Origin of the sequence: Bacteroides faecichinchillae JCM 17102 (assembly GCF_000614145.1) — a bacterium.
In the GTDB taxonomy this organism is placed as follows: domain Bacteria; phylum Bacteroidota; class Bacteroidia; order Bacteroidales; family Bacteroidaceae; genus Bacteroides; species Bacteroides faecichinchillae.
The window spans coordinates 76,186-98,992 of the sequence record NZ_BAKK01000015.1 but is presented as its reverse complement, the minus strand read 5'-3'; the positions used below and the strand labels follow the sequence as shown (position 1 = coordinate 98,992).

Annotated in this window: 21 protein-coding genes and 1 pseudogene; 11 read left to right on the top strand and 11 right to left on the bottom strand. The window is 37.9% G+C overall.

The window, feature by feature from the left end:
• The first annotated feature begins 347 nt into the window (after window positions 1–347).
• The 8 genes and pseudogenes from JCM17102_RS28960 to JCM17102_RS09870 all read left to right on the top strand — a co-directional run bounded on the left by JCM17102_RS28960 (window position 348) and on the right by JCM17102_RS09870 (window position 9,942).
• Window positions 348–1,307, top strand: coding sequence for an Ig-like domain-containing protein (locus JCM17102_RS28960; RefSeq protein ID WP_025074998.1), 960 nt, complete (start codon window positions 348–350; stop codon window positions 1,305–1,307).
• Window positions 1,308–1,459: 152 nt separating this feature from the next.
• Window positions 1,460–2,221, top strand: a complete 762-nt coding sequence (locus JCM17102_RS09905; RefSeq protein ID WP_033886703.1) for a carboxypeptidase-like regulatory domain-containing protein — start codon at window positions 1,460–1,462, stop codon at window positions 2,219–2,221.
• Window positions 2,218–3,603, top strand: a complete 1,386-nt coding sequence (locus JCM17102_RS09900; protein WP_025074996.1) for a TonB-dependent receptor — start codon at window positions 2,218–2,220, stop codon at window positions 3,601–3,603. Before JCM17102_RS09905 ends, JCM17102_RS09900 begins: the two co-directional genes overlap by 4 nt.
• Before the next feature lie 14 nt (window positions 3,604–3,617).
• Window positions 3,618–4,250 (top strand): hypothetical protein, encoded by a 633-nt coding sequence (locus JCM17102_RS09895; RefSeq protein WP_025074995.1) that lies wholly within the window; start codon window positions 3,618–3,620, stop codon window positions 4,248–4,250.
• 30 nt (window positions 4,251–4,280) lie between these two features.
• On the top strand, window positions 4,281–5,531 hold the full coding sequence (locus JCM17102_RS09890) for a DUF4876 domain-containing protein (protein ID WP_033886701.1): 1,251 nt from the start codon (window positions 4,281–4,283) through the stop codon (window positions 5,529–5,531).
• Window positions 5,455–7,112 (top strand): annotated as a pseudogene (locus JCM17102_RS32435) (DUF6850 family outer membrane beta-barrel protein). The gene JCM17102_RS09890 and the pseudogene JCM17102_RS32435 overlap by 77 nt, the downstream one beginning before the upstream one ends.
• Before the next feature lie 14 nt (window positions 7,113–7,126).
• Window positions 7,127–8,698, top strand: coding sequence for a M16 family metallopeptidase (locus tag JCM17102_RS09875; RefSeq protein WP_159106321.1), 1,572 nt, complete (start codon window positions 7,127–7,129; stop codon window positions 8,696–8,698).
• Between the two features lie 11 nt (window positions 8,699–8,709).
• The gene (locus JCM17102_RS09870; protein ID WP_025074990.1) at window positions 8,710–9,942 is read left to right on the top strand and encodes a M16 family metallopeptidase; all 1,233 of its coding nucleotides are present in this window, start codon (window positions 8,710–8,712) and stop codon (window positions 9,940–9,942) included.
• Window positions 9,943–10,107: 165 nt separating this feature from the next.
• On the opposite strand, the gene JCM17102_RS09865 is transcribed toward JCM17102_RS09870, so the two are convergent.
• The 6 genes from JCM17102_RS09865 to JCM17102_RS31505 all read right to left on the bottom strand — a co-directional run bounded on the left by JCM17102_RS09865 (window position 10,108) and on the right by JCM17102_RS31505 (window position 14,970).
• Window positions 10,108–11,289, bottom strand: a complete 1,182-nt coding sequence (locus JCM17102_RS09865) for a MalY/PatB family protein (protein WP_025074989.1) — start codon at window positions 11,287–11,289, stop codon at window positions 10,108–10,110.
• 110 nt (window positions 11,290–11,399) lie between these two features.
• Window positions 11,400–12,749: a sulfatase family protein gene (locus tag JCM17102_RS09860; protein WP_025074988.1), complete on the bottom strand. Its 1,350-nt coding sequence runs from the start codon at window positions 12,747–12,749 to the stop codon at window positions 11,400–11,402.
• Window positions 12,750–12,881: 132 nt separating this feature from the next.
• Window positions 12,882–13,169: a hypothetical protein gene (locus JCM17102_RS23130; protein WP_033886698.1), complete on the bottom strand. Its 288-nt coding sequence runs from the start codon at window positions 13,167–13,169 to the stop codon at window positions 12,882–12,884.
• 201 nt (window positions 13,170–13,370) lie between these two features.
• Window positions 13,371–14,102 carry a hypothetical protein gene (locus JCM17102_RS09845; RefSeq protein WP_159106320.1) on the bottom strand — a complete coding sequence of 244 codons (732 nt, stop codon included), beginning with the start codon at window positions 14,100–14,102 and terminating at the stop codon, window positions 13,371–13,373.
• A gap of 176 nt (window positions 14,103–14,278) precedes the next feature.
• Entirely contained in the window at window positions 14,279–14,713 is a 435-nt protein-coding gene (locus JCM17102_RS31510; protein WP_025074984.1) for a hypothetical protein, read from the bottom strand.
• Window positions 14,710–14,970 (bottom strand): sulfatase-like hydrolase/transferase, encoded by a 261-nt coding sequence (locus JCM17102_RS31505; protein WP_275564363.1) that lies wholly within the window; start codon window positions 14,968–14,970, stop codon window positions 14,710–14,712. The genes JCM17102_RS31510 and JCM17102_RS31505 overlap by 4 nt, the downstream gene beginning before the upstream one ends.
• A gap of 285 nt (window positions 14,971–15,255) precedes the next feature.
• Here JCM17102_RS31505 and JCM17102_RS30655 point away from each other — a divergent pair, with 285 nt between their 5' ends.
• Complete coding sequence (locus tag JCM17102_RS30655) at window positions 15,256–15,414, top strand: hypothetical protein (protein WP_159106319.1); 159 nt, start codon at window positions 15,256–15,258, stop codon at window positions 15,412–15,414.
• Between the two features lie 293 nt (window positions 15,415–15,707).
• On the opposite strand, the gene JCM17102_RS09830 is transcribed toward JCM17102_RS30655, so the two are convergent.
• The 5 genes from JCM17102_RS09830 to JCM17102_RS09810 form a co-directional block, all read right to left on the bottom strand.
• Complete coding sequence (locus JCM17102_RS09830; protein WP_025074982.1) at window positions 15,708–16,079, bottom strand: uroporphyrinogen decarboxylase family protein; 372 nt, start codon at window positions 16,077–16,079, stop codon at window positions 15,708–15,710.
• A gap of 64 nt (window positions 16,080–16,143) precedes the next feature.
• Window positions 16,144–16,674: a hypothetical protein gene (locus JCM17102_RS09825; protein ID WP_025074981.1), complete on the bottom strand. Its 531-nt coding sequence runs from the start codon at window positions 16,672–16,674 to the stop codon at window positions 16,144–16,146.
• On the bottom strand, window positions 16,623–17,456 hold the full coding sequence (locus JCM17102_RS28955; protein WP_025074980.1) for a hypothetical protein: 834 nt from the start codon (window positions 17,454–17,456) through the stop codon (window positions 16,623–16,625). The genes JCM17102_RS09825 and JCM17102_RS28955 overlap by 52 nt, the downstream gene beginning before the upstream one ends.
• 109 nt (window positions 17,457–17,565) lie before the next feature.
• Window positions 17,566–17,946: a hypothetical protein gene (locus JCM17102_RS28950; protein WP_025074979.1), complete on the bottom strand. Its 381-nt coding sequence runs from the start codon at window positions 17,944–17,946 to the stop codon at window positions 17,566–17,568.
• Window positions 17,947–18,224: 278 nt separating this feature from the next.
• Entirely contained in the window at window positions 18,225–19,616 is a 1,392-nt protein-coding gene (locus JCM17102_RS09810; RefSeq protein ID WP_025074978.1) for an FAD-dependent oxidoreductase, read from the bottom strand.
• Between the two features lie 326 nt (window positions 19,617–19,942).
• Here JCM17102_RS09810 and JCM17102_RS09805 point away from each other — a divergent pair, with 326 nt between their 5' ends.
• Window positions 19,943–20,731 (top strand): Cof-type HAD-IIB family hydrolase, encoded by a 789-nt coding sequence (locus tag JCM17102_RS09805; protein ID WP_025074977.1) that lies wholly within the window; start codon window positions 19,943–19,945, stop codon window positions 20,729–20,731.
• A gap of 21 nt (window positions 20,732–20,752) precedes the next feature.
• On the top strand, window positions 20,753–22,750 hold the full coding sequence (locus tag JCM17102_RS09800; protein WP_025074976.1) for a tetratricopeptide repeat protein: 1,998 nt from the start codon (window positions 20,753–20,755) through the stop codon (window positions 22,748–22,750).
• The last annotated feature ends 57 nt before the right edge of the window (window positions 22,751–22,807 follow it).

The window sequence follows — 22,807 nt, the reverse complement described above, 5'->3', positions numbered from 1 at the left end:
GATAGTTTAATTTACAGTTTAAGTATTTTTATATATTACAAAATGAGCATTAACAAAACTACACTCACATACAATCGAAAATATACATTATAAAATTATGAAAAGTGTCTATCATGGAGGGAATCCTATAGTAGTAGTTTCAAGTACTCATAAAGACTAATATTGATATTTTTTTAGGTAATATAAAAGATTAACGCGCAAAATGTTTGGAATTAATTCAAATATATACTATGTTTGTGATAATTTCAAGTAAGTTGACTTCTCTATTATTATTGTAAGTATAGAGAATAGTTACAAAATGAAACTTGATTAGGCTATTTTATATTTCAATCTAATACATAAAAAAAATGAAAAAGGAATTCTTATTTTTAGCAATGAGTGCATTTGTTGCATTCTCTTGTAGTGACGATGACGATCCAAGTTCAGTTGAAGTAACAAGTATCTCCGTTACCCCATCTACGGCAACAATCTATCAGGAGCAAACTACACTACCAACTTTAAGCGCTGCCATTACTCCGGAAAATGCAGATGATCCAACGATCACTTGGTCTTCCAATAATACAGCCTATCTGACAGTAAACAATAAAGGTGTACTGACTTTGGTGAAAGACATAGATGCAGATGCTACAGTTACTATTACTGCTAAAGCAGCTAATGGCAAAACCGGTACTTGTACTGTTCAACTTAAAGCTTGCCTTGAAGGTGGATACAAAGTAATTGATGCGACTGATGAAATCGGATTATTGATTCTTGACCGCAATATTGGTGCTACAGAGCCATACAATAATAATGCCTCTGAGCCTAATGCGGCAGCTGTCGGTAACTACTATCAGTTCGGTAAAAATACATCGGTTGCCAAAAATGATGATACAAACGTAAATTCAAGTTTCAACAAGACTTGGAATGCTAGTGGAACAGATTACAAAGATTGGACTGTTTCTACAAATACCCCATGTCCTGCAGGATGGAGAATACCAACTCAAGAAGAAACTAAAAGAATAGTTGATGCTACCTTTTGGGATTGGGATTTCGTAGATATGGACATGATGACAGAAGAAGAACTTATGGCAGCAAAAGCACTACAAGAGAAAATATTAATTGCACGTGGCGGATTATGGAAACTAAATAATGGTACAGTTGAAAAATATTTGCCTAAAGCAGCTTATTTTTGGAGTAGCGAAATCAATACTACCATCACAGATGAAGCAAAAGTGGCTTACGCATATGCAGATAATCTCTTCGCAACATTCGATAAAAAACAACCAGTAGTTAATGCTTTGCCTATACGTTGTGTGAAATCTAAATAAGTTGCCGCTTCTATCTAAAAGCACTACTCTACTACATCTTTTAGATATGTTTTATATAACCAGCCGAATGAGGGCGTTTCCTCCCTTGTTCGGTTGTTGTTTCTTTTTTATCTTTCCAAAGAATATGTTCAGCATTGAATAAAAAATATTTTATGATTCATCATCTACGGATTATTCCCTTATTAATCATTATTTTTCTTTTATCCACTCCCTATAGCTACGCACAAAAAACGAAAAAAGTCAATTATAAGGGACAAATATTGGATATTAGAACAAAAGAGGCATTACCTGGAGCAGTTGTCAGCTTGCCTCAATATAGCATATTCGCCACTACCGATCTCGATGGTTTCTTCCTCCTTCGTGATGTACCCGTAGGAAAGACAACTATAAATATTCGTTATGTGGGTATGTTGCCTATTACGGAAGAGCTTGTTGTGGAAGACCAGCACAACAAAGTAAAAAAGTATGAAATGTACGAAGAAAACTTCTCATTGAAAGAAGTTACCGTAGTAGCTACCAATAACAAAACAGGAGCCTCTACTTCTTCCTCCATTTCACGTTCAGCTATCGATCACCTGCAAGCTACTAGCTTGGGGGATATATTGGAGCTATTACCCGGTCATCTGTCTTCCAATCCTACACTGAACTCACCATCGCGTGCTACACTCAGACAAATCCAAAGTGATGCGTTGAATAGTATGGGGACTTCCATCGTATTTAATGGAGCTCCTATCTCAAACAATGCTAATCTCCAGATAGGAAATACTGCCAAAGAAGGTTCACTGAATACCGGCTTCGCCTCTTCTGCAGGTTCCGGACTGGATTTACGTGAGATATCAGTGGATAACATAGAATCTGTGGACGTGATCCGAGGAATTCCTTCTGTGGAATATGGCGATATGACTCAGGAGTGATCATCATCAATCCGAAAGCCGGTGTGTATCCTTTTCAGGTTAAGATGAAAATTAATCCTACACTGACACAAGCTTCCATTGGTAAAGGTTTCCAAATAGGCCAAAAAGGTGGTAATCTAAGTGTAGATTTCGACTATGCCAAATCATTAAGTGACGAACGCCGACCTTATCAAGGTTTTCAGCGATTCACTTCCAACATATTATATAGCAAAACCATTGGTGAAAATCTTTTTACCACTACTGGGTTTGGCTTCTATTCTGATTTGGATGCAACCAAACTAGACCCTTCGGATGCTCAATATCAACGTGAACGTCGTGCCGAGAACCTGGGCTTCAAGTTTAATACTAATATCGTCTGGAATCAGACCAGCGACTTCTTTAAATTCATCAAATTGAATGTATCTGTCAACTATGCCCGACAGAAAGGTTACAATCAAGAAATTAAAGGGAATTTCGGTTATATGGTAACGTCAGCTATGCAAGACGGTACTATAACTTCCAACCGAAAAGAAGATATTTTTGACTCAACGGGGCAGCAAATCACCAATGCCAGCAAGCTGGACCCTACAGCACTAACTAATATATTACCCTATGAGTTCTTAACCCAAATGAGCACTTATGGTAATCCGCTAAATGTTTTCACAAAATTATCCGCCAACTTCTTTAAAGAAATAAGTGGTGTTAAGAACCGTATTGTTGCGGGTATCGACTGGAAAACGGATGTCAATTTTGGTAAAGGTAAAGTATTCGACCCTCTGATGCCTCCGTCAAGTGGGTTAAGGATGAGACCTTACAGTGATATCCCAGCATTAAACCAACTATCAGCTTATGCGGAAGATAACATAACTACAGAAATTGCGAACCGTGAATTCATGTTACAACTAGGTGTAAGAGCAGATGCGATCCAACCAGGGCGTAAAGAAAACCGTACTGTTATCTCTCCCCGATTCAACGTTTCATATGAAGTAATTCCAAAAATTATGACTTTGAAAGGTGGTTGGGGTATTACAGCCAAAGCTCCTCCTTTGATGTTTCTATATCCAGACAAGGCCTACTTCGATTACGTGAATTACGATAATTTAGGTGCAACCGGAGTTATGGATGACCAGAAACTTAGCATCATAACGACTAAAGTGTATGATACAGTCAGTCAGAAACTAAAGATAGCAAAGAATACAAAAAGTGAAATCGGAGCAGATTTCCGGTTCGGACAGACTAGCCTTTCAGTTACTGGTTATAACGAGATACTGAAAAACGGATATACCTTTGGACGGAACTTTGATACCTTCCATCAATTTGAATTAGTAAAATATAAAACACTGAACAACCGTCCGGGAACCTATCCTGAACTAGCTGTCGATAAGACTCTAATGTCATTCTAGGATATAACACTCCGATGAATGACAAGGTAAATAAGAATCAGGGAATTGAGTTTGATTTCAGTTCCGGACAGATAGCTCCTATTCGTACCCAGTTTGTGTTTAACGGAGCCTGGATGCGTAGCCGTAGCTATTCCACCGCCTATTCTTTCTATCAAAAGAATCCGGATTCGGACGGAAATTATAAGGATATAGGTATTTACGAAGCTGGTGATGGTACTGAATACAAACGCTTTTCTACCAATCTGCGCATCATTCACAACATACCTAAGATCAGTTTTCTGATATCCTTGTCCATACAAACCATCTGGCACGATTCGCAAAGCTATTTAGGAATAGAGAACAAGACACCTATCGGATATATATCAGCAAAAGATCTTTCGATGCATATGCTTCAACCGGGTGATGCAATCAATCCGGATTGGCAGAAACAGATTTTGGAAAATCGTGAAATAGTTGATAGATATTCACCCCTATGGCTTTTCAATTTACGCCTGACTAAAGAGTTGAAACGTTTTGGAGGATTTGCATTTTTCGTCAATAATCTATTTATGTATACTCCTTTGGAAGAAAGTAAACGATCTCCGGGTACCTATAAAACCCGTAATCCGGAACAATTCTTCGGTGCGGAAGTTTGGTTGAAATTTTAATCATATAATGCTAATTAATAAATGTCAAATATGAAAGAATATATAAACAGGATTCTCCTTCTCTGTCTGACTGTAATAGTATATACTGCTTGCAAGGAAGATACAACAAGCGAATCTCCTTATGTGAAAACTTTTGAGATTCATTTACCTTATGGCATTTTCGGTACAGAGACTCCTTATTCACAACCTCTTGTTATAACATTAACCAATAATAGTGAACAGATCAGTTACACCAAACAAACCGATAAATGGGGGAAACTGACATTAGAAAAGCTATTACCCGGAGAATATACAATCAACGCAACTGGTGCTTTATCTGCAGATGAGGTAGCACAAATAACCGGTGAGGAAGATGCGAAAGCGGCTAATCTGGTAGCTTTCTTATCGAACGTGAATCTCAGAATAAATGAAGAGCCTAAACTCAATGATCTGAAATTAGTCTCTTCTCTATCAAGTACATTGATATTTAAAGAATTGTATTATAGTGGTTCACGTACTCCATCGTCAGGAACTTACCGAAATGATGGTTTTTACTCTATCTATAATAATTCTACCCAGCCTGTACTTCTGAACAATCTTTATATCGGTAATGTGGAGCACTATGGAGCCATGAACTCTCCGGGACCATTATGGCCTAATGAAGAACAAGGAAATTATAAAAATGTATATATCCGTACACTTTGGAAAGTCGTAGCAGGTAATGAAGCTGTAATGCTAAATGGTGGTGAAAGTATTGTCATTGCAGTGATGGCTGCACCTCACAATAAAGACGGGCAATTCAATCTGAATTCTCCAGTAGATTTATCTAAAGCTGATTATGAAGCTTACAGCAATGATCCAGCCAATAACTATACCGACTATGATGCACCCAATATGCGCCTAATCTTCTGGCCGGACTATAGTTATCTATGGCGTATCAGCGTATTTGGTCAAGGTATGGTACTCATTTCTGCTTCTACTGAAGAAGTAGAAAGTTTTGAGACGGTAACCTTACCGGAAACTTTCCAAGATCCTTTTGAGGATGAAGAATACTGGTTATGCAAAAAAGTTCCATTGAAGTATGTAATTGATGCGGTAGACTTGATTCAAAATGCTACATCAACGAATACCAAACGCTTTCCACCGGCATTAGACAGCGGATTTGCTACTACAGATGGTATTTATATGGGACGCAGTGTAATCAGAAAAGTAAAGAGTACAGAGAATGGAGTCACCATCTATCAGGATACTAATAATTCAACAGATGACTTCGAAATCAATGAAGTTCCTTTATCCAAATAAGTGTGCCATGAAGAAAATAAAATATAATCTATTAATAGGTCTACTGTTGCTAGAAAGTTCTATTGGCCTTTCTGCACAAACGGAAGACAATAATGAGGAAAGTGTAGCTCAATTGGACTTATATCGACAAGAAGCGTTTACTTTCGACCGTTCAGATGCTTCAGCTTTAGCATTGGGACAATGGAAAAGTTATTCCAACATCTATGTGGGTATCAATTACAAAGACGGGACTTTTCATCGTCCGCAGCAATCCTCCTCGGCTACCGATTACCTGTTCTCTGCTGAAGGAGCACTTAAAATGGGGGAATACAGAATAGCCGGTGGGTTCTCTCTTGAACAAAGTTACAACAAGAATGTCCGGTTCAATTCCATTATCGATCCTTATAGAGGTACTCCTTATATATTAGCTGACAGTACAGGTGGAAACTGGCAAAAACAATCTTATGCACTATGGGCGAAAGGAGCTTCGCCATTCTTTCATAATCTTGTTTCTGTAGGACTAGATTTACAATTGAACGTAGATCGCGGGTCAAAAAAGATCGACCAAGACCTCAATCCAATGTAAATAGTATTTCGGTGGCTCCTTCTGTCACATTGAAACAGAATGATTTCTCTCTAGGGGCTTATATACGTTATCGCAGATTCCGTGAAAATTCAAACCTAATACTATACAATACCAACGAGCCTCAAAAAATTTATATGTTGAAAGGAATGGGACAATATGTATACGACATATTTAGCAATAATGAACGCGAGCGTCAGTATCAAGGTGACGGACTGGGTTATGGTTTGACTTTCGGAGTGAACAATGAACATATCTCTATGGATGTTTATGCAGATTATGCCAACTATACAGAAGATGCTATGGATATAGAAAGCAATAAGCCGCGTAAACGAGGCTGTTTTTATGAAACACACTATACAGGTGGAACACATATAAATATCTACAGTCAAAGAGCCAAACATTTAATTGCAGCTTCCTATTTTTGGCAAGAAAGATCGGGACGTGAAATCATCCAAATATTTAATTCTTCTCCTACAATAAATGCCTGGCAGACAGACTCTGAAGCCCCGCGTCGTTCAGTAAATAAGCAAACAGCTGCCAAAGGCTCTTATTCATTGTTCTTATTTGGAAATAATCGTCAAAAAGAGAAAGATGATTATCTATGGAAGTTTGATTTAGAAGCAACATATGAAACTTATTCAGATACCTATAAAGTGATGGATTCTTATTTGGAATATGCCGCTTGTCATGTAGAAGGCGGGGTAACACACAATATTGCCTTAAAAGGAAATAATTCACTTCTTATACATGTGAATGGCGGTTATCATTCACCTTCGAAAAAGTCTTTCAGCTACACAGAACGGGAAACCGCTGATCCGACCATTGCCCAAGGACTTATATATCCGGATCGCGATATCTTGTGGAGTAGTTATTATACAGTAGGTGGAGATGTGACATTCAATCATCAACTAGCCAAGTCCGGTACACTTTACCTAAGAGTAGGATATCAATCATTACAAGCTCAACACAATTTACAAAGGAATACTGTATGGGCACGTTTTGGCTATATTTTCTAAATACAACAAGAATTATGAACATAAAAATACCAATGCTTTTATTAGGATTAATGTTGATTTATCCAGCACTTGTCATTGGACAAGAAAGTAAAACCTTTTTTTATCGCCCGTCACAAAAATTGCCTATAGACGAAAAAGTAAAAGTAGGCAAGCTAGATAATGGAATGACTTATTATATTCGTCATAATGCAGTGCCGGCCCAAAAAGCAGAATTGAGATTAGTATTTAATGCCGGTTCTATCCTTGAAACGGACGAAGAACAAGGACTTAGTCACTTTCTGGAACACATGTCATTTACCGGAACGAGTTCTTTTCCGGGCACTGAACTGGTAAATAAACTGGAAGGAATCGGTGTGCATTTGGGACGTGAACTCAATGCAGCTACTTTTTTTGAAGAAACAATATATTACTTGCCAATTCCAGTAGAACATCTTGACTTAGGACTTCATATCTTGCAAGAATGGGCTATGAATCTGGCTTTAACAGAGAAAGCGATTGATCGCGAACGCGGAGTCATCATTGAAGAGCTACGTTTAGGAAAAGGAGCGCCTACCCGTATAAGAGAACAATATCTGCCCATTCTGTTTAAAGGCTCGGATTACCCCAAACGTTTGCCGATAGGTAAAGAAGAGGTCATTGCAAATTTCCCCTACGATGTGCTTCGAAACTTTTATAAAAAATGGCACAGACCGGATCTGACTGCTATTATTGTAGTTGGTGACATTGATCCCGAATCAATAGAAGAATCTATCAAAGAGAAATTTACAGCCTATGCTATGCCCTCAAAGGTAGAAAAACGTACACATCATTATGTGCCTGACCACAAAGATTTGCGTGTAGCAGTTGCCACTGATAAAGAGACAAGTGGATGTTCTGTAGAAATTTCCTACAAACATAAGCCGGAGCAGATAGTAACACAGAAGGATTATCTAAAAAATATTTGTCACAACTTATACTCTTCAATGGTGGATGCTCGTCTATCCGAAGCCACAGAACAAGGTACGGTTCCTTTCTCAGAAGCAGAAATAGGATACTCCAATTACTTTAGAGATGTTGATACTTACTCATGTTACGCCCGTTGCGCACCAGATAAAGTAACTGCAACACTTACAGCTCTAGCAGATGAGAACGAACGAATCAGACGATATGGATTTAGTGTTACAGAATTAGATAGAGCTAAAAAGAAGCTGTTAGCAAAATATTACAGATGGTATGAGGAACGTAATAAAACAGCCTCTGACCTATATGCGGATGAATGTCAAGTAAATTACCTGACAGGGAATCCGATGCCGGGAATTAGTTTTGAATATCATTTCTTATTAAACACACTTCCTATAGTGAGCGTAGACATGATAAATGAATTAGCTACAAAGTATATGACTAAAAAAAATAGAACGATAATCATTACCGGTCCACAGGACAGAAGCTACTATCCTACCGATGATGAGCTACGAGCTATTCTGGAGGAAGCCCCGCATAGAGACATCAAGCCTTATGATGAAGGAGAAATAGTGAATGAATTAATGAACTTCACTCCTGAAGCAGGAACAATCGCATCAGAAAAATATTTTCCGATACCAATATAACGGAATGGACTTTGTCGAATGGTGTAAAGGTAGTGATTAAACCAACTGATTTTAAGAATAATCAAATTCTTTTCCGCGCTACTTCTGATGGAGGATATAGTATGTTTGACGCAGACGATGACATGTCCGCCCTATATGCCACACGTATACAAGATGAAAGTGGAGTGAATAGTATCAATAACATTCAACTAAGAAGGTTAATGGTCGGCAAAGATATTTCAATCACTCAATCACTAGTTCTTTATAATGAGTCAATGTCCGGCAAATTTGGTTCTCAAGACATGAAAGAGTTCTTTCAATTAGTATACTTATACCATACAGCTCCATATTTTGATAAAGCGGCCTTTGAACGTGTGATGCAAAAAGAACGTGCAGAATATGCTCATTTACTGGATAGTCCCGATCAATTCTTCGGATATGAGATAGACAAAATCATGAGTAATGGAAATAGCCGACGTCTTCTTTGGCCTACTCCCGACAGATTAGATGAAGCAAATTTCGAAAAAGCTGTGGAAATATATAAAAATCGATTTGGCAATGCAGCAGGCTTCACTTATGTATTTGTAGGAAATATTGATTTAGAAACATTGAAACCTTTTGTGCTAACCTACTTGGGTGGACTTCCTACGAATGCTTCAACCAAACGTTCGTTTGTAGAACAGAATTTTATTACCCCTACTGGTCCGAAAGAATATTTATTCCATAAAGGGAAAGATAATAAAGTAAATGTCAATCTCCGATTCTCAAAGAAAGTACCTTGGAATAAAGATACAGAGTTTTGCTACAATGCCTTTATAGATATACTCAACAGCCGTTTATACGAGAGTATGCGTATTGAGATGAGTGGTGTTTATGGTGTCCGTGTTTCTGGATCACTGAAAAAATTACACGAAGATTATGCCAAACTGAATCTTGCATTTGGTACAAATACAGAAGCTTATGAGAAATTATGCGAAAGAGCAATACTTGAAATAAATAAGCTAATATCGGAGGGACCTACTCAGGAAGAAGTGGAACGTGTGAAACAGAAAAAAAGAGTAGCACTTGAGTCTGATCTGAAGTTAAACGGTATATGGTTATTGAATATATTCTATGCATATCGAAACCAAGAGAAAGTAGATTCTGAATCTAGCCAAAGAGAACAGATAGAGGCTTTGACTCCAGATAATATTCAACAGGCCGGAGCAAAATGTATTGATACTTCTACTGTAATGAAGTTCGTGCTTTTACCCGAAAAACAATAACACAAAGCAATCACTCTACATAAATAAAAGGATCGAGACAACACAAAATGTCCCGACCTTTTTATTTATGTTCACATATTAAATGTTTCATTGAACCTATATAAGATAAAACAACTAAAAATGTTCCATTCACCTAAAAGCGAAAAATAGACTAATCTTAGAGTATTATAATCTTTTGAAAAAGTTCGACTTGCCTTCCTTTAATTGCTCCAATGCCTGTACAAGTATAGTACGTGGACAAGCAACATTCAATCGCATAAACCCCTCTCCTTCTTTACCGAATGTAGTTCCTGTATTCAATGCCAAATGCGCATCTTCTACAAATAGTTGGTTCAAATCATTTTGTGCCAGTCCCAATTCACGACAATCCAGGAAAATCAGATAAGAGGCCTGCGGACGAATCACTTTAATAGCAGGAATATTTTCTTTCAAATAACTTTCAGTGAAATCAACATTCCCTTTTATATAAGCAATCACTTGATTCAACCATTCAGTTCCATGACTATAAGCTGCTGCCACACTAAGATAAGCAAACAAATGTCCTTCATTAAATTCACTAGCCTCCATAAAGGTTCGGAAACGGTGAAGGATTTCTTTATTTTCAATAATCACATACGAACTTGCCAAACCGGGCATATTAAAGGCTTTACTTGGCGACATGAAAACAAGTGAATTCATCCGTGCCTTCTCTGAAATTAAAGCAAAAGTAGAATGCTTAAATGGTGGTAAAGTCAAGTCTGCATGAATTTCGTCAGAAATGACCAAAGTACCGCTATCATAGCAAATATCAGCAATCTGTGACAATTCTTCTTTTGTCCATACACGTCCTCCGGGATTGTGAGGATTACTCAAAACAAGTAACTTACAGCCTTGTACATCTTTCCTGAATCTATCAAAATCGATATGATACTGCCCGTCTTTTAAAATCAACGGACTATATACAACCTCACGCTCGTTCTTCTGCGACACTAGAAAGAAAGGGTGATAAACGGGAGGCATTACCATCACTTTATCTCCTTTTTCTGTGAAACATTGGATAGCAAATGCCAATCCACGAACAATACCAGGGGTAAAGGTTAGCATTTCTTCTCGTATTGTCCATCCATGACGTTCTTTTAACCAACTAATAATAGAGTCTGCCCATTCTTTGCAAGCAAATGTATAACCCAGAACCTCATGTTCCAAGCGTTCCCTCAAAGCCTCGACAACAAAAGGTGCTGTGCGAAAATCCATGTCGGCTACCCACATTGGGATCAGATCGTTGCGTCCCCAACGATCTTCCACAGCATCCCATTTTACGGAATTTGTCCCCTTACGGTCTATTATTTCATCAAAATTATAGTTCATACGACATTATACTTTTATGTTAGATACAACAAAAGTAACATAAATTTCTAAGTTTACGGCATCTTATACTTATGATTGACAAAAGTATAAGATTACCTTAACTCCTAATATTATTGGCGAACTTTTCTTTTTGTAAAATACCAGTTAATCACTTTATCACTTAACTGTTTACACAATTCCGGATATTTATCCGCAATATTAGTTGTTTCATTAGGATCCTTTTTAACATCGTATAATTCCAGTCGGCTTCGGTCAGAATTTATCAATAATTTATAATCTCCTCTTCGGATAGCCAAGTGAGGACTTTGATGATGCAATTGAGGCGGGCGACCAAAGAATCGATTACGACCAAAATCCCACATCAGGTCTTTATGACGACGAAGTTCTTTAACTCCTAACAATGCTTTACTCATATCCTCACCACTATAATTGAATCCCTTTGGCATTTTAGCACCGGTAATCGCACAAAGTGACGGATATAGATCTACTGAAGAAAGCACGCTCTCATTTTCTATTTCTCCTCCTTTAATCTTTTTCGGCCAACTAATAATAAAGGGCATTCTCACCCCTCCCTCATACAGACTTACTTTCGAGCCGCGTAAACCATTGGTACGTACTTGTTCAAATGTAGGTAAAGCACCATTATCACTTGTAAAAATAATCAATGTATTCTCTAACATACCCAGCTTTTCCAAACCTGCAATAAAGCGTCCAATCTGCCTATCATATTCTTGCAGCACAGCTACAAAATTAGGTTTGCTGGTCCAACTCTTTTTATTATCGAAAAACTTCGTTTGCGGAATCCAAGGATCATGCATATCATCAGGCCAAAGATTTACAAAACAGGGAGTACCTTTATGTCGTGACAAGAAATCCAATGCTTTATCAACAAAATATCCGGTACGTTCCCATCTCTTGATACTATCTTGCTTACTCCATATCCAATTAGATGCGGTGATCAGTTTATCCGCATCAGGACTTTCATAAGTCGAGACATATTCATCAAAGCCATAGCGAGGTATCTGCGGTGCATCATCCACATCACGTCCTCCTCCCATATGCCACTTACCGATATGAGCAGTCGAATAACCTACCTCCTTTAAAGTTCTTGCCACAGAAGGGGCAGAAGTATCCAAATAATCTAACTGTTCACAATTCGCATTTCCCTTTCTATCATGTAAGAAAGTATTTACCCCCCACTCAGTGGGAAACATTCCTGTGGTTAAAGACACCCGGGAAGGGGAACTTACCGGAGATGCTGTGTAGTAATGATTAAATTTAAGACCATTTGCAGCCAATCGATCAATATTAGGAGTCATTACCCAGCCACTATTGTAACAAGACAAATCGCCTATCCCCATATCATCCGTATAAATAATGACAATATTCGGACGTTCGGCAGCTTGTAGGGATGTAGAGACTGCTCCTAAAAGACCTAAATACATTTTATTAAAAACCATAATATTTGTGTTTTAATATATATCCAATCATTTTTTGCTTATTACTCAAACCATTCCTAAAGAGGTGGCACCTTTATCCTTCAGAAGGATTATCAGGAAACCATATTCATTATTGGGAGTCTTAGAAGACCATTAGCTACTTCCAGAGAGAAATTTCCTGATTCCTTTTTGTGCAATAACGTCTCTGTCTATCATAAACTCCCAGTTGTAAATTACTAATAAACGACAATCCTTAAAGGAATAAGTCTTCCGTAAATGTTCGCACCACTCATCCGAAGTTTGTCCAGGCCATAACCATTCGGAAGCCGCCCACTGAGATAAACCTGCTGTTTTCAACTCGTCAGATAATGACCCGGCAGAAGATGGATCCATAGAATAAAAACTCCATCCAGCGTGGCATACCGGTTTATTGCGGGCCAAAACTTTAAATGTTTATCAAACGGGGCATAATTTCCACCGATATGTGTAAAAAGTTCCTTTGGCGTGAAACCGAAATTTGTCACATATCTACAAAGAGTTTCCACATATCGATGGACAATTTTCTCATAAACAGCATTTGTTAATTCACCTTCTGTCTGAATATTACTGGTAGACGCTGCCGCATATCCCAAGCGTAATGTATTACTGTCTAATGAAAAATTCTCTGTAGTGGTTCGTCTTCGGGTCATATTCTGTAGTACTGGGATGTTTGTCAAATATTTCGTTTCCATTCTTATAATAATATGCATTGTAGTTTATACCAGCCTCCCACCCAATACGAATTCCTCCGAATAAATACTTTTTTGCAGCAGGAAGATGCTTTATCCATTTGATGATGATTGGTAACAACAAATCATAAGCTTCATAATGAGCATTCAAGATTGCCGGAGAAGCTATATTAGGAGCCGGAAGTACACGAATCTGCTGTCCCCAATCACGCCAGCAAACTTTTACAGCTGAATCAGGCGTCCATGATGTCCATTCGACATTTTTTCTATTCTCCGGATTATAACCCGGGATGGAAGGATCAAACCAATTCCATAAATCGGGACGAGCAGCGATCCAATTTTGTCCGTCAAGATGTATATGTACAGGTATACTTGTTGTTTCACTTAAACTAAGAACTTTCTCAAGCAGTTGTTTTAAATGGAGGTGAGAGTCCCCTAACAAATTAAACGTTATACTGTTGCCTATTAAATATGAATTCGAAGTGTGGGGTGTACTAACTGAATCATAAGGTGCCCTCCAAAAATTTTCGTCAATCAAGTCGATTTTATTTGGAAGAATACGTTGAAAAAATAATGCCTGCGTTTGCGTAAAAGCATGGAAAATGAAAAACATAAGGAAAATCAATAATATCACCAGCTTTTTCATCTGCATTTCATATTTCAGTTCATTTAATAACAACAAAGATAAAAAAATTAAATCTGATTTTTCATAGTCTGTACAAATTTTAGTCAATACTATTCTTCCGGATACCAATTTTATCATTCCTTCTGCTGGATACAATAAACTATTACTATGTTCGGCAGAGTCACGATACTTGTATATTATCCGTCATACAAAGCATAGAGAAGTATCCCCTCTCTTTGCATGTTCAGAGAAAAGAAATTCTTCACTTCGTTCTGAATGACAGATGCAATCATACTATAAACAAATGAAATATTTAGGATAATCAACGCGTTACTTTCCATTCTTTCGGAGCCTTCCCCCCCCTTTTGTCCTTTACCGTATGGAATTTCCGGAACCAAAGGCATTATTGTATCATACTTTTCAATAACCTGATACAAACGCTTCAGTATCTGCTCATTATTCATACTTGCATTTTTTCTTTCATAAGGGTCTGTTTGGTAATCAACTAGAAAATCTTCTGTCAGATTAAGTTTCGGGTTACCATCTTTCTTAATAAACTTATAATCCTTGTTCACAACAGCTCCACAGCCCAGATAGAAATCACGGTCAATACATTTAGTATCCCCTTTCAAGACAGGAATATACTTATTCCGTCATACGCACGTTTAAGGATGTTGCTGTCTCCAATAATTTCTTTCACAGTTGGAACAATATCCACAAACCCCGTCACTTGCGAACTTAAATTCTTATAATTACTTTCTGACCTTTCCCAATAGACAACAGCCGGTACACGGCCTCCCCCATCCCATTCTTTAAATTTACCACCACGCAATTCTCCCGAAGAAGCACCAGGTACTTGTTTAGCAGGACCGTTATCACTGAAAAAGATAAAAAAATATTATCCATGATTTCTTTTTCAAGCTTATTAACAATTAAGCACATATGAAGATTGAAACTATTCTAATCGGGAAAATCAAATTGATTCGACGTTTGTTCTCACGCTTTCACTTTTCGTTTGCATCTCCCGGTTTATCAACATCTGTGGAGTGGTAGCAATTGTTATAAGTGAGTGAGAGCAAAACTGCTATAAATATCTATTACAGAATAAGAACAGATGATATGCTGATTATACCACCCTACACATAGCACATTACTTCCCTGATAAGAAAACCGGATGGCAGGAATACTAGATAGGTACACGAGGACCTCATCAGAACAAACAACTGACCAGCAAGTATTAGCAAGAATCGGTAATCTTATTCTGGAAATAGCTATCTATTATGGCTGTAATCAACACTATACAGATAATACTGTCATAGAACACATCAATTAAGTTCGTAGAATCATGAGAGAAAATGCCATAACAGGAATATCACCAGAAGAAGTTACCCAACAAATCAATATGGGATATTCTAGGTTTAGAAAACTTTTCAAAGAATATACCAACGTATCACCAACACGATTTATATCAGAAATTAGACTCCAGAAGGCCAAAATCTATTGCTTAATTCATCTATGAGTGTAAAAGAGATAGGCTATATGGCTGGATATAAAGACGCAGCCGATTTACAAAATGACGATAAATAATCATTTTAAATCAGTCATGCGTTCCATTGTACTATTTCATTATTTTGTATAAGACTTCACTGTATCGACCATTGCCAATATATTTTCTACCGGAGTTCCGGCCTGCACGTTGTGACACGAACAACAAATATAACCTCCATCTTTACCTAAAGTATCAAGACATTTTTTAGTCTCTTCAATCACTTCGCTGACAGTTCCCATCGGCAAAGTCCGCTGATTCTCTACTCCTCCATGAAAAATCAGATCATTACCATATTGTAGTTTCAAGTTTACCCTGTCCATACCCGAACAAACATGCTGTATCGGATTCAAGATATCTATTCCACATTCTATCAATCCCGGAATCAAAGGAAAAACAGCCCCATCTGTATGATATAATACTTTTTTTTCCGTAACTGTGGATAAGGTCACACCACTTCTTGAGTCTATGCTTAAAATGTACCTCCCATGAATCCAACGAGATCAGCATGCTATCCTACATTCCCATATCGTCACTTATAAAAACAATATCTAAATCGTCATTCAATTCGGTAAGCATCCGTTCCAACATTACTGTTTGAATTGCATCGATACGCTCTACTGTCGCATCCAAGAATTCCGGATTCGCCAAAGTATCCATCAAAGCGTATTCCAGGCCACGCATCTGGCAATATATTTCAAAATGAGAGATCCAAGGACCTATTGTTGCAAAATTCCAGGAACGGGCCTCTTTTGCCAATGCTTTTGCTCCTGCATAATCAAATTTATCAGGATCAGGCCAAGAAGGATAATGAAACAATTGCGACGGATCCATGTAATCTGCAATTGGCGGATTAATATATTCTTGGTAGGTAGCTAAACCAGCTTTTACCATTCGGGTCGGTCCCCCCCCCCACATGGTTATTTCCCCACTATCATTCGGATCGAAGAAACGTCCTCCGTAACCAGGAAATATCCAAACTATTTTATCTATTCCTAACTGATGATAAAAATACCATTCCCATTCGAATCTCTCTTTATTAACCAATCGAGAGCTTTTTCACAACTTACTTTATGAGATTGAAGCCATTCTTTATCACCACACAAATCAAATTGTTCTGCTGCATTGATCACATAACCTGTTTGTGAATCTATTGTATACCCCCACCTTGCTTCATTATATCCGGTTTTATAATTAAATGTTCCAGGTATCTGATCTTCGCCTGCATTATACCATCTGGATAACACACGTCCATCTTCTTTCATTGCATAATCTCTTTCCCGGTCTAATGTCAATGACATATTTCGTATGTAATTATCATCATTCAAGGCCATTCCAATCTGGGAAAAGAAAGGTTCATGTAGGCATTTCCAGTTGGTAGTCCATCCGTTGGCTCCAACAATACCATTATCTACCACTCCATATCTACCAGTAGTATTCATTAACTCACGAACGGCTTCTGCATCTATACCGGGAAGGATTCCTCTTGAATATTCTACAGCATAATCTACATACTCCATTTCAAGTGTCAAGTTTACCGTTTCTTTTTGAACATCGAATGGAACAAACACATCTGATCTCTGATTGACAAAGCGATTTAAATTATATCTGGGTTCCAGTTCCTCATTTGTCACAAAATGGGTACAAACAAATTCATTCTTATCACTCTGTGAATATTTCGCTGCAATATGTTTACCTTCTGAAATGCCTTTGATTCGCAATGCATTTCCTGTATCAGAATTCCAAAAGGTAACCCCTCCGGTATGTATACCATATGTATCATTCACCCCTCTCAAATATTTGCACCAGACCATTCCACCATTATCCAAGATTCCTCCTTTCCAAATGGAAAGGTCAGCAAAATTCCATTGAGGAAAAGCTGTTTCCTCTAATTTTGCCAGATTACTATATTTACGACTAATTTTCCATACTATTTTATTACCCTAATTCAAAGCTCCATAACTCATTCACGTTTATCGACTGATCTCCATAAATGATATTTCTTATAAAAATCTTATTATCTGACTTCTCAACTTTTACTTCTTCTGCACTGACAGTTGAATTAAACAGCCCACCTTTTGTACTAAAGCCGGTAAATATGCCTGATTCAGACAAAACGTTTTTACCTTTTACATTCAATTGCGTTATTTTATAACCATTTGAATAGTCGAGTTGCAAAACAAGCTTTTGTTCAGGATCAGAAATAGTTATTTTCTTTAATGCCAGATTATTCGACATATCATTATTCCAGGCATAAGATTTTAGAGTAAACACAAATATCGCCAATAGAGAAAAGGTAAATAGTAGTCTTGTATTCATGAATAAATAAATTAAGTTAGTAATGAAAACGCTAATGTAACAGATCAGAGACAAAGGTCCATATTTTTTTTTCTTTGAAGCATGAGGATTTGCTTTTTATACATGACAATATGATACAATCCACAAAAAAATTCTAAGATTGTTCTCTGAAGTTGAAAAACCTTATGAAAAGATTCTCTTTTTAAAAGGTAAATGAAAAAAATTGCTTTTCCACCGGGATTTAAATACCGGTAGCAAAGCAATTCTTCTAATGGAAGTTTATTAAAATATAAGTATATTTATAGGAAATATTGTCCTTCTTCCTTCAGCCGCTTACGTAAGAATTTAACATCAATCTTGTGGACATCATTTTTTGTTTGTTTGATAGCGTGCACAGCAGCCATCCCCGCAGCTTCTCCAGTTACCAGACATGGTGGCATTACCCGTAAGCTACCAAAAGCTTCTTCGTCGGTAGATATGCAACGTCCCGCCGTCAAGACATTTTTCAAACCCTTAGGAGTCAGACAACGATAAGGTATTCCATGGGATTCTCCTTTATTGTAACGTGTAGCTTTATGACCGGGTTTATGAACATCGATATAATAACTATTACGTCCTATCTCGTCTTCAAATGTCTTACGATCCATCCAGTCTTGGACAGTAAAGATGTAATCACCCTCAATTCGGCGACTATCTCTAACTCCCAACAAGGAAGCTGTTTTCACGACAAAAGAACTACCAAAAGTTTGCGGTTGGAATTCCTTCATTGCTCCCAAATATTGTTCAGCTATCTGTCTACCCTTAATCATAGCTTGGGTAGTAGCCCAAGGATCTGTCGAGTCCACATTCACAAGATGTCCCGCATTAAATTGCACGACATCCGGGCTTATCAGATTACTACACAAATGGCTATCTATCAAAGGATATTTACCGGATGCAATAGCTGCATAGACCGGACTGTTTTTATTACTTGTATGCAGTGAGGGACCTGTCATATAACGATAACTATCTACATTTGCTAATGAAAAACATAACGTAGAACTTTGTACATTCCCTTCATCATCTCCTCTTTTGAATGAAGCACCGGCCCAAGCTGCTAAATCTCCATCACCCGTTGCATCGATAAACACCTTTGCCTTAAAAGCAACAAGTCCGGACTTATTTGCCACAATAATAGCATCCACTTTATCATTGGCATCCATTTCTACAGCCGCTACACGTGAGAAGAAAAGTACTTGTGCTCCTGATTCTGTAACCATCTGGTCATAAACCATCATCAAATGTTCTGGATTTATATTAACCCAGTTCAAATTCTGTTTTTTCTCATGCGGTACCCCAGCTTTTGAAGCATTAAATATCTTCTCTGCCAAACCTCTATAAATGATCTTTTCACCATCAGAAAATGGACACCATGCGGGCACCATCCCAGCTGTTCCCATTCCGCCAAGTTGTCCCATAGCTTCAATAAGTAAGGTTTTCGCCCCTTCTCTTGCAGCTGAAATCGCTGCAGTACAACCTCCCGGTCCTCCACCAACTACAATAACGTCCCATCGGTCATCTACTGCAACTTTAGCGTTCTTCAAATTCATTTTGCGTCGTGGTGTTTCTTCTCCTTGTGCATTAAAAGCTGGAGCAGCAAAAGCTGCCGTAATAAGTCCGGCTCTTTTTAAAAAATCTCTTCTTGAAGTCATAATAATCTGTTTTTCATTATATTTATGGTATCTATATATAACTTATTTATATGGGATGTTCTTAAAATTAAAGACCGTAGGTTCTCATTATATCTATTAAACTGCTAATGTAACTTTTTTATTTTTAATATCAATCATATTTTTCGATACTTTTGCAATTCAGGATAGTATAACTCTTGTCAAAATATTTGTTATAACAGGTTAATGCTAATAAATAGTCTACAATGAAGCTCTAAAATCACTTTATTCACTAGGTTTATAGTCGTAAAACAATTATCTTTGCTACATGTTTATAAGGAATGTATACTCATTTCAAAAAGAATTTTATGACAAAAGCTTTATTTTTTGATATAGACGGAACATTAGTCAGTTTTGAGACTCATCGTATCCCGACATCTACCATTAAGGCATTGGAAGGAGCCCATGCTAGAGGTAATAAGATTTTTATTGCTACTGGACGTCCCAAAACTATCATCAATAATCTTTCCGAATTACAGGATCGTAACCTGATTGATGGATATATAACGATGAACGGTGCTTATTGCTTTGTCGGCAATGAAGTTATTTATAAAAGCACCATTCCGCATGATGAAGTAGAAGCAATGGCAACATTCTGCGAAAAGAAAGGTGTTCCCTGCATTTTTGTAGAAGAACATCATATTTCAGTTTGCCAACCAAATGAATTGGTAAAGCAAATTTTCTATGATTTTCTACATGTAAATACGATCCCGACTGTTTCTTTTGAAGAAGCAACCAGCAAAGAAATCATCCAAATGACTCCTTTTATCACTGAAGAAGAAGAGAAAGAAGTGCGCCCCTATATTCCAACTTGCGAAGTAGGGCGTTGGTATCATGCCTTTGCCGATATTACAGCCAAAAGTGTTACCAAACAAAAGGGCATTGACGAAATAATCCGCTTTTTGGGGATAAAATTGGAAGATACGATGGCTTTCGGAGACGGAGGTAACGATATCAGTATGTTACGCCATGCAGCTATCGGAGTAGCCATGGGACAAGCAAAGGAAGATGTAAAATCCGCAGCAGATTATATCACGACTCCTGTTGATGAAGATGGAATCAGTAAAGCAATGAAACATTTTGGAATTATTGATTAATCGGAGTAGTAGTATCAAAAAATGAGCATAGATACCAGCAATGCAGCTTTTCAGGATGCTCTCAACCTGATCCAATATACCCGCCAATCAGTTTTTCTTACCGGAAAAGCGGGTACCGGAAAATCAACATTCCTGCGTCATATCTGCGAACAGACCAAAAAGAAACATGTGGTTCTCGCACCAACCGGTATTGCCGCGATCAATGTCGGAGGGAGTACTATGCACAGTTTTTTTAAACTGCCATTTTACCCTTTATTACCGGATGATCCAAATTTAAGTTTACAACGCGGACGTATCCACGAATTTTTTAAATATACCAAGCCACACCGCAAACTGTTGGAACAAATTGAGCTTGTGATTATCGACGAGATTTCAATGGTGCGGGCAGATATCATTGATGCGATTGATCGTATTCTACGTGTATATTCTCACAATTTACGCGAACCTTTCGGGGGAAAACAAATCTTGTTGGTAGGAGACGTATTCCAATTGGAACCTGTCGTAAAGAATGACGAACGGGAGATACTGAATCGTTCCTACCCTACTCCTTATTTTTTCTCTGCACGCGTATTCAACCAGATCGATCTTGTATCCATCGAACTTCAAAAGGTGTATCGTCAGACCGACCAAGTGTTTGTCAATGTTCTCAATCATATTCGTACCAATACTGCCGGAGCCGCCGACTTACAACTTCTAAATACTCGTTACAGAACCCAGATTGAAGAAGTGGAAGCTGATATGTATATTACTCTGGCTACCCGAAGAGATACAGTCGATTCTATTAACGACAAGAAGTTAGCCGAACTTCCGGGAGAGCCAATCACTTTTGAAGGAAGTATTGAAGGGGATTTTCCTGAAAGTAGTCTTCCGACCTCACAAGAACTCGTATTAAAACCCGGAGCGCAGGTCATTTTTATCAAGAATGATTTCGATCGACGATGGGTAAATGGCACTATTGGAGTCATTTCCGGTATTGACGAAGAAGAAGAAACGATTTACGTCATAACCGATGATGGCAAAGAATGTGACGTGAAAAGGGAGTCGTGGCGAAATATTCGTTATCGTTACAATGAGAAAACTAAAGAGATAGAAGAAGAAGTATTAGGTAGTTTCACACAATACCCTATTCGTCTGGCATGGGCTATTACTGTCCATAAAAGCCAGGGATTAACTTTTAGCCGGGTAGTTATAGATTTTACAGGGGGCGTGTTTGCAGGAGGCCAAACTTATGTAGCTCTCAGTCGATGCACCTCACTAGATGGTATTCAATTGAAAAAGCCCATTAATCGGGCAGATATCTTTGTCCGACCGGAAATAGTAAATTTTGCCGGACGCTTCAATGACCGACAAGCAATTGATAAAGCTTTGAAACAGGCACAAGCTGATATGCAATATGCTGCTGCCGGACATGCTTTCGATAAGGGAGACATGGAAGAGTGTCTGGAACAATTCTTTCTTGCTATTCATTCACGGTATGATATTGAAAAACCCGTTGTCCGTCGTTTGATCCGCCGTAAACTTGGTATTATCAATACTTTAAAAGAGCAAAACAAGAATCTCAAAGAACAAATGAGAAAACAACAGGAACAATTGCGCGAATATGCTCATGAATATGTTTTGATGGGAAATGAATGTATCACCCAGGCACATGATGCACGAGCTGCTCTTGCCAACTACGACAAGGCTCTTAGTCTTGATCCCAATTATCTGGATGCATGGATTAGAAAAGGGATTACCCTTTTCAACCAAAAACAATATTTCGATGCTGAAAATTGTTTTAATACGGCTGTCAGTCTGAGACCTACTGAATTTAAAGCTGTTTATAATCGGGGAAAACTCCGACTGAAACTTGACAACACAGAAGGTGCTATTGCCGATCTGGACAAAGCAACTTCATTGAAACCGGAACATGCAGGTGCTCATGAACTCTTTGGTGATGCCCTGCTGAAAGTTGGAAAAGAAGAGGAAGCTGCCTTACAATGGCGCATTGCTGAAGAAATCAGAAAGAAGAAACCATAAAATCATTTGGTTTTTACAGCTGAAAACGTAACTTTGTACAACTCTTCATTATTTAAT

Coding starts and splice junctions, on each gene's coding strand:
- JCM17102_RS09800 (WP_025074976.1), top strand. CDS start 20,753: ATGAGCATAGATACCAGCAATGCAGCTTTTCAGGATGCTCTCAACCTG.
- JCM17102_RS09865 (WP_025074989.1), bottom strand. CDS start 11,289: ATGAACTATAATTTTGATGAAATAATAGACCGTAAGGGGACAAATTCC.
- JCM17102_RS09895 (WP_025074995.1), top strand. CDS start 3,618: ATGAATGACAAGGTAAATAAGAATCAGGGAATTGAGTTTGATTTCAGT.
- JCM17102_RS09905 (WP_033886703.1), top strand. CDS start 1,460: ATGATTCATCATCTACGGATTATTCCCTTATTAATCATTATTTTTCTT.
- JCM17102_RS30655 (WP_159106319.1), top strand. CDS start 15,256: ATGGCAGGAATACTAGATAGGTACACGAGGACCTCATCAGAACAAACA.
- JCM17102_RS09810 (WP_025074978.1), bottom strand. CDS start 19,616: ATGACTTCAAGAAGAGATTTTTTAAAAAGAGCCGGACTTATTACGGCA.
- JCM17102_RS09860 (WP_025074988.1), bottom strand. CDS start 12,749: ATGGTTTTTAATAAAATGTATTTAGGTCTTTTAGGAGCAGTCTCTACA.
- JCM17102_RS09805 (WP_025074977.1), top strand. CDS start 19,943: ATGACAAAAGCTTTATTTTTTGATATAGACGGAACATTAGTCAGTTTT.
- JCM17102_RS09875 (WP_159106321.1), top strand. CDS start 7,127: ATGAACATAAAAATACCAATGCTTTTATTAGGATTAATGTTGATTTAT.
- JCM17102_RS28960 (WP_025074998.1), top strand. CDS start 348: ATGAAAAAGGAATTCTTATTTTTAGCAATGAGTGCATTTGTTGCATTC.
- JCM17102_RS09890 (WP_033886701.1), top strand. CDS start 4,281: ATGAAAGAATATATAAACAGGATTCTCCTTCTCTGTCTGACTGTAATA.
- JCM17102_RS28950 (WP_025074979.1), bottom strand. CDS start 17,946: ATGAATACAAGACTACTATTTACCTTTTCTCTATTGGCGATATTTGTG.
- JCM17102_RS09845 (WP_159106320.1), bottom strand. CDS start 14,102: ATGAAAAAGCTGGTGATATTATTGATTTTCCTTATGTTTTTCATTTTC.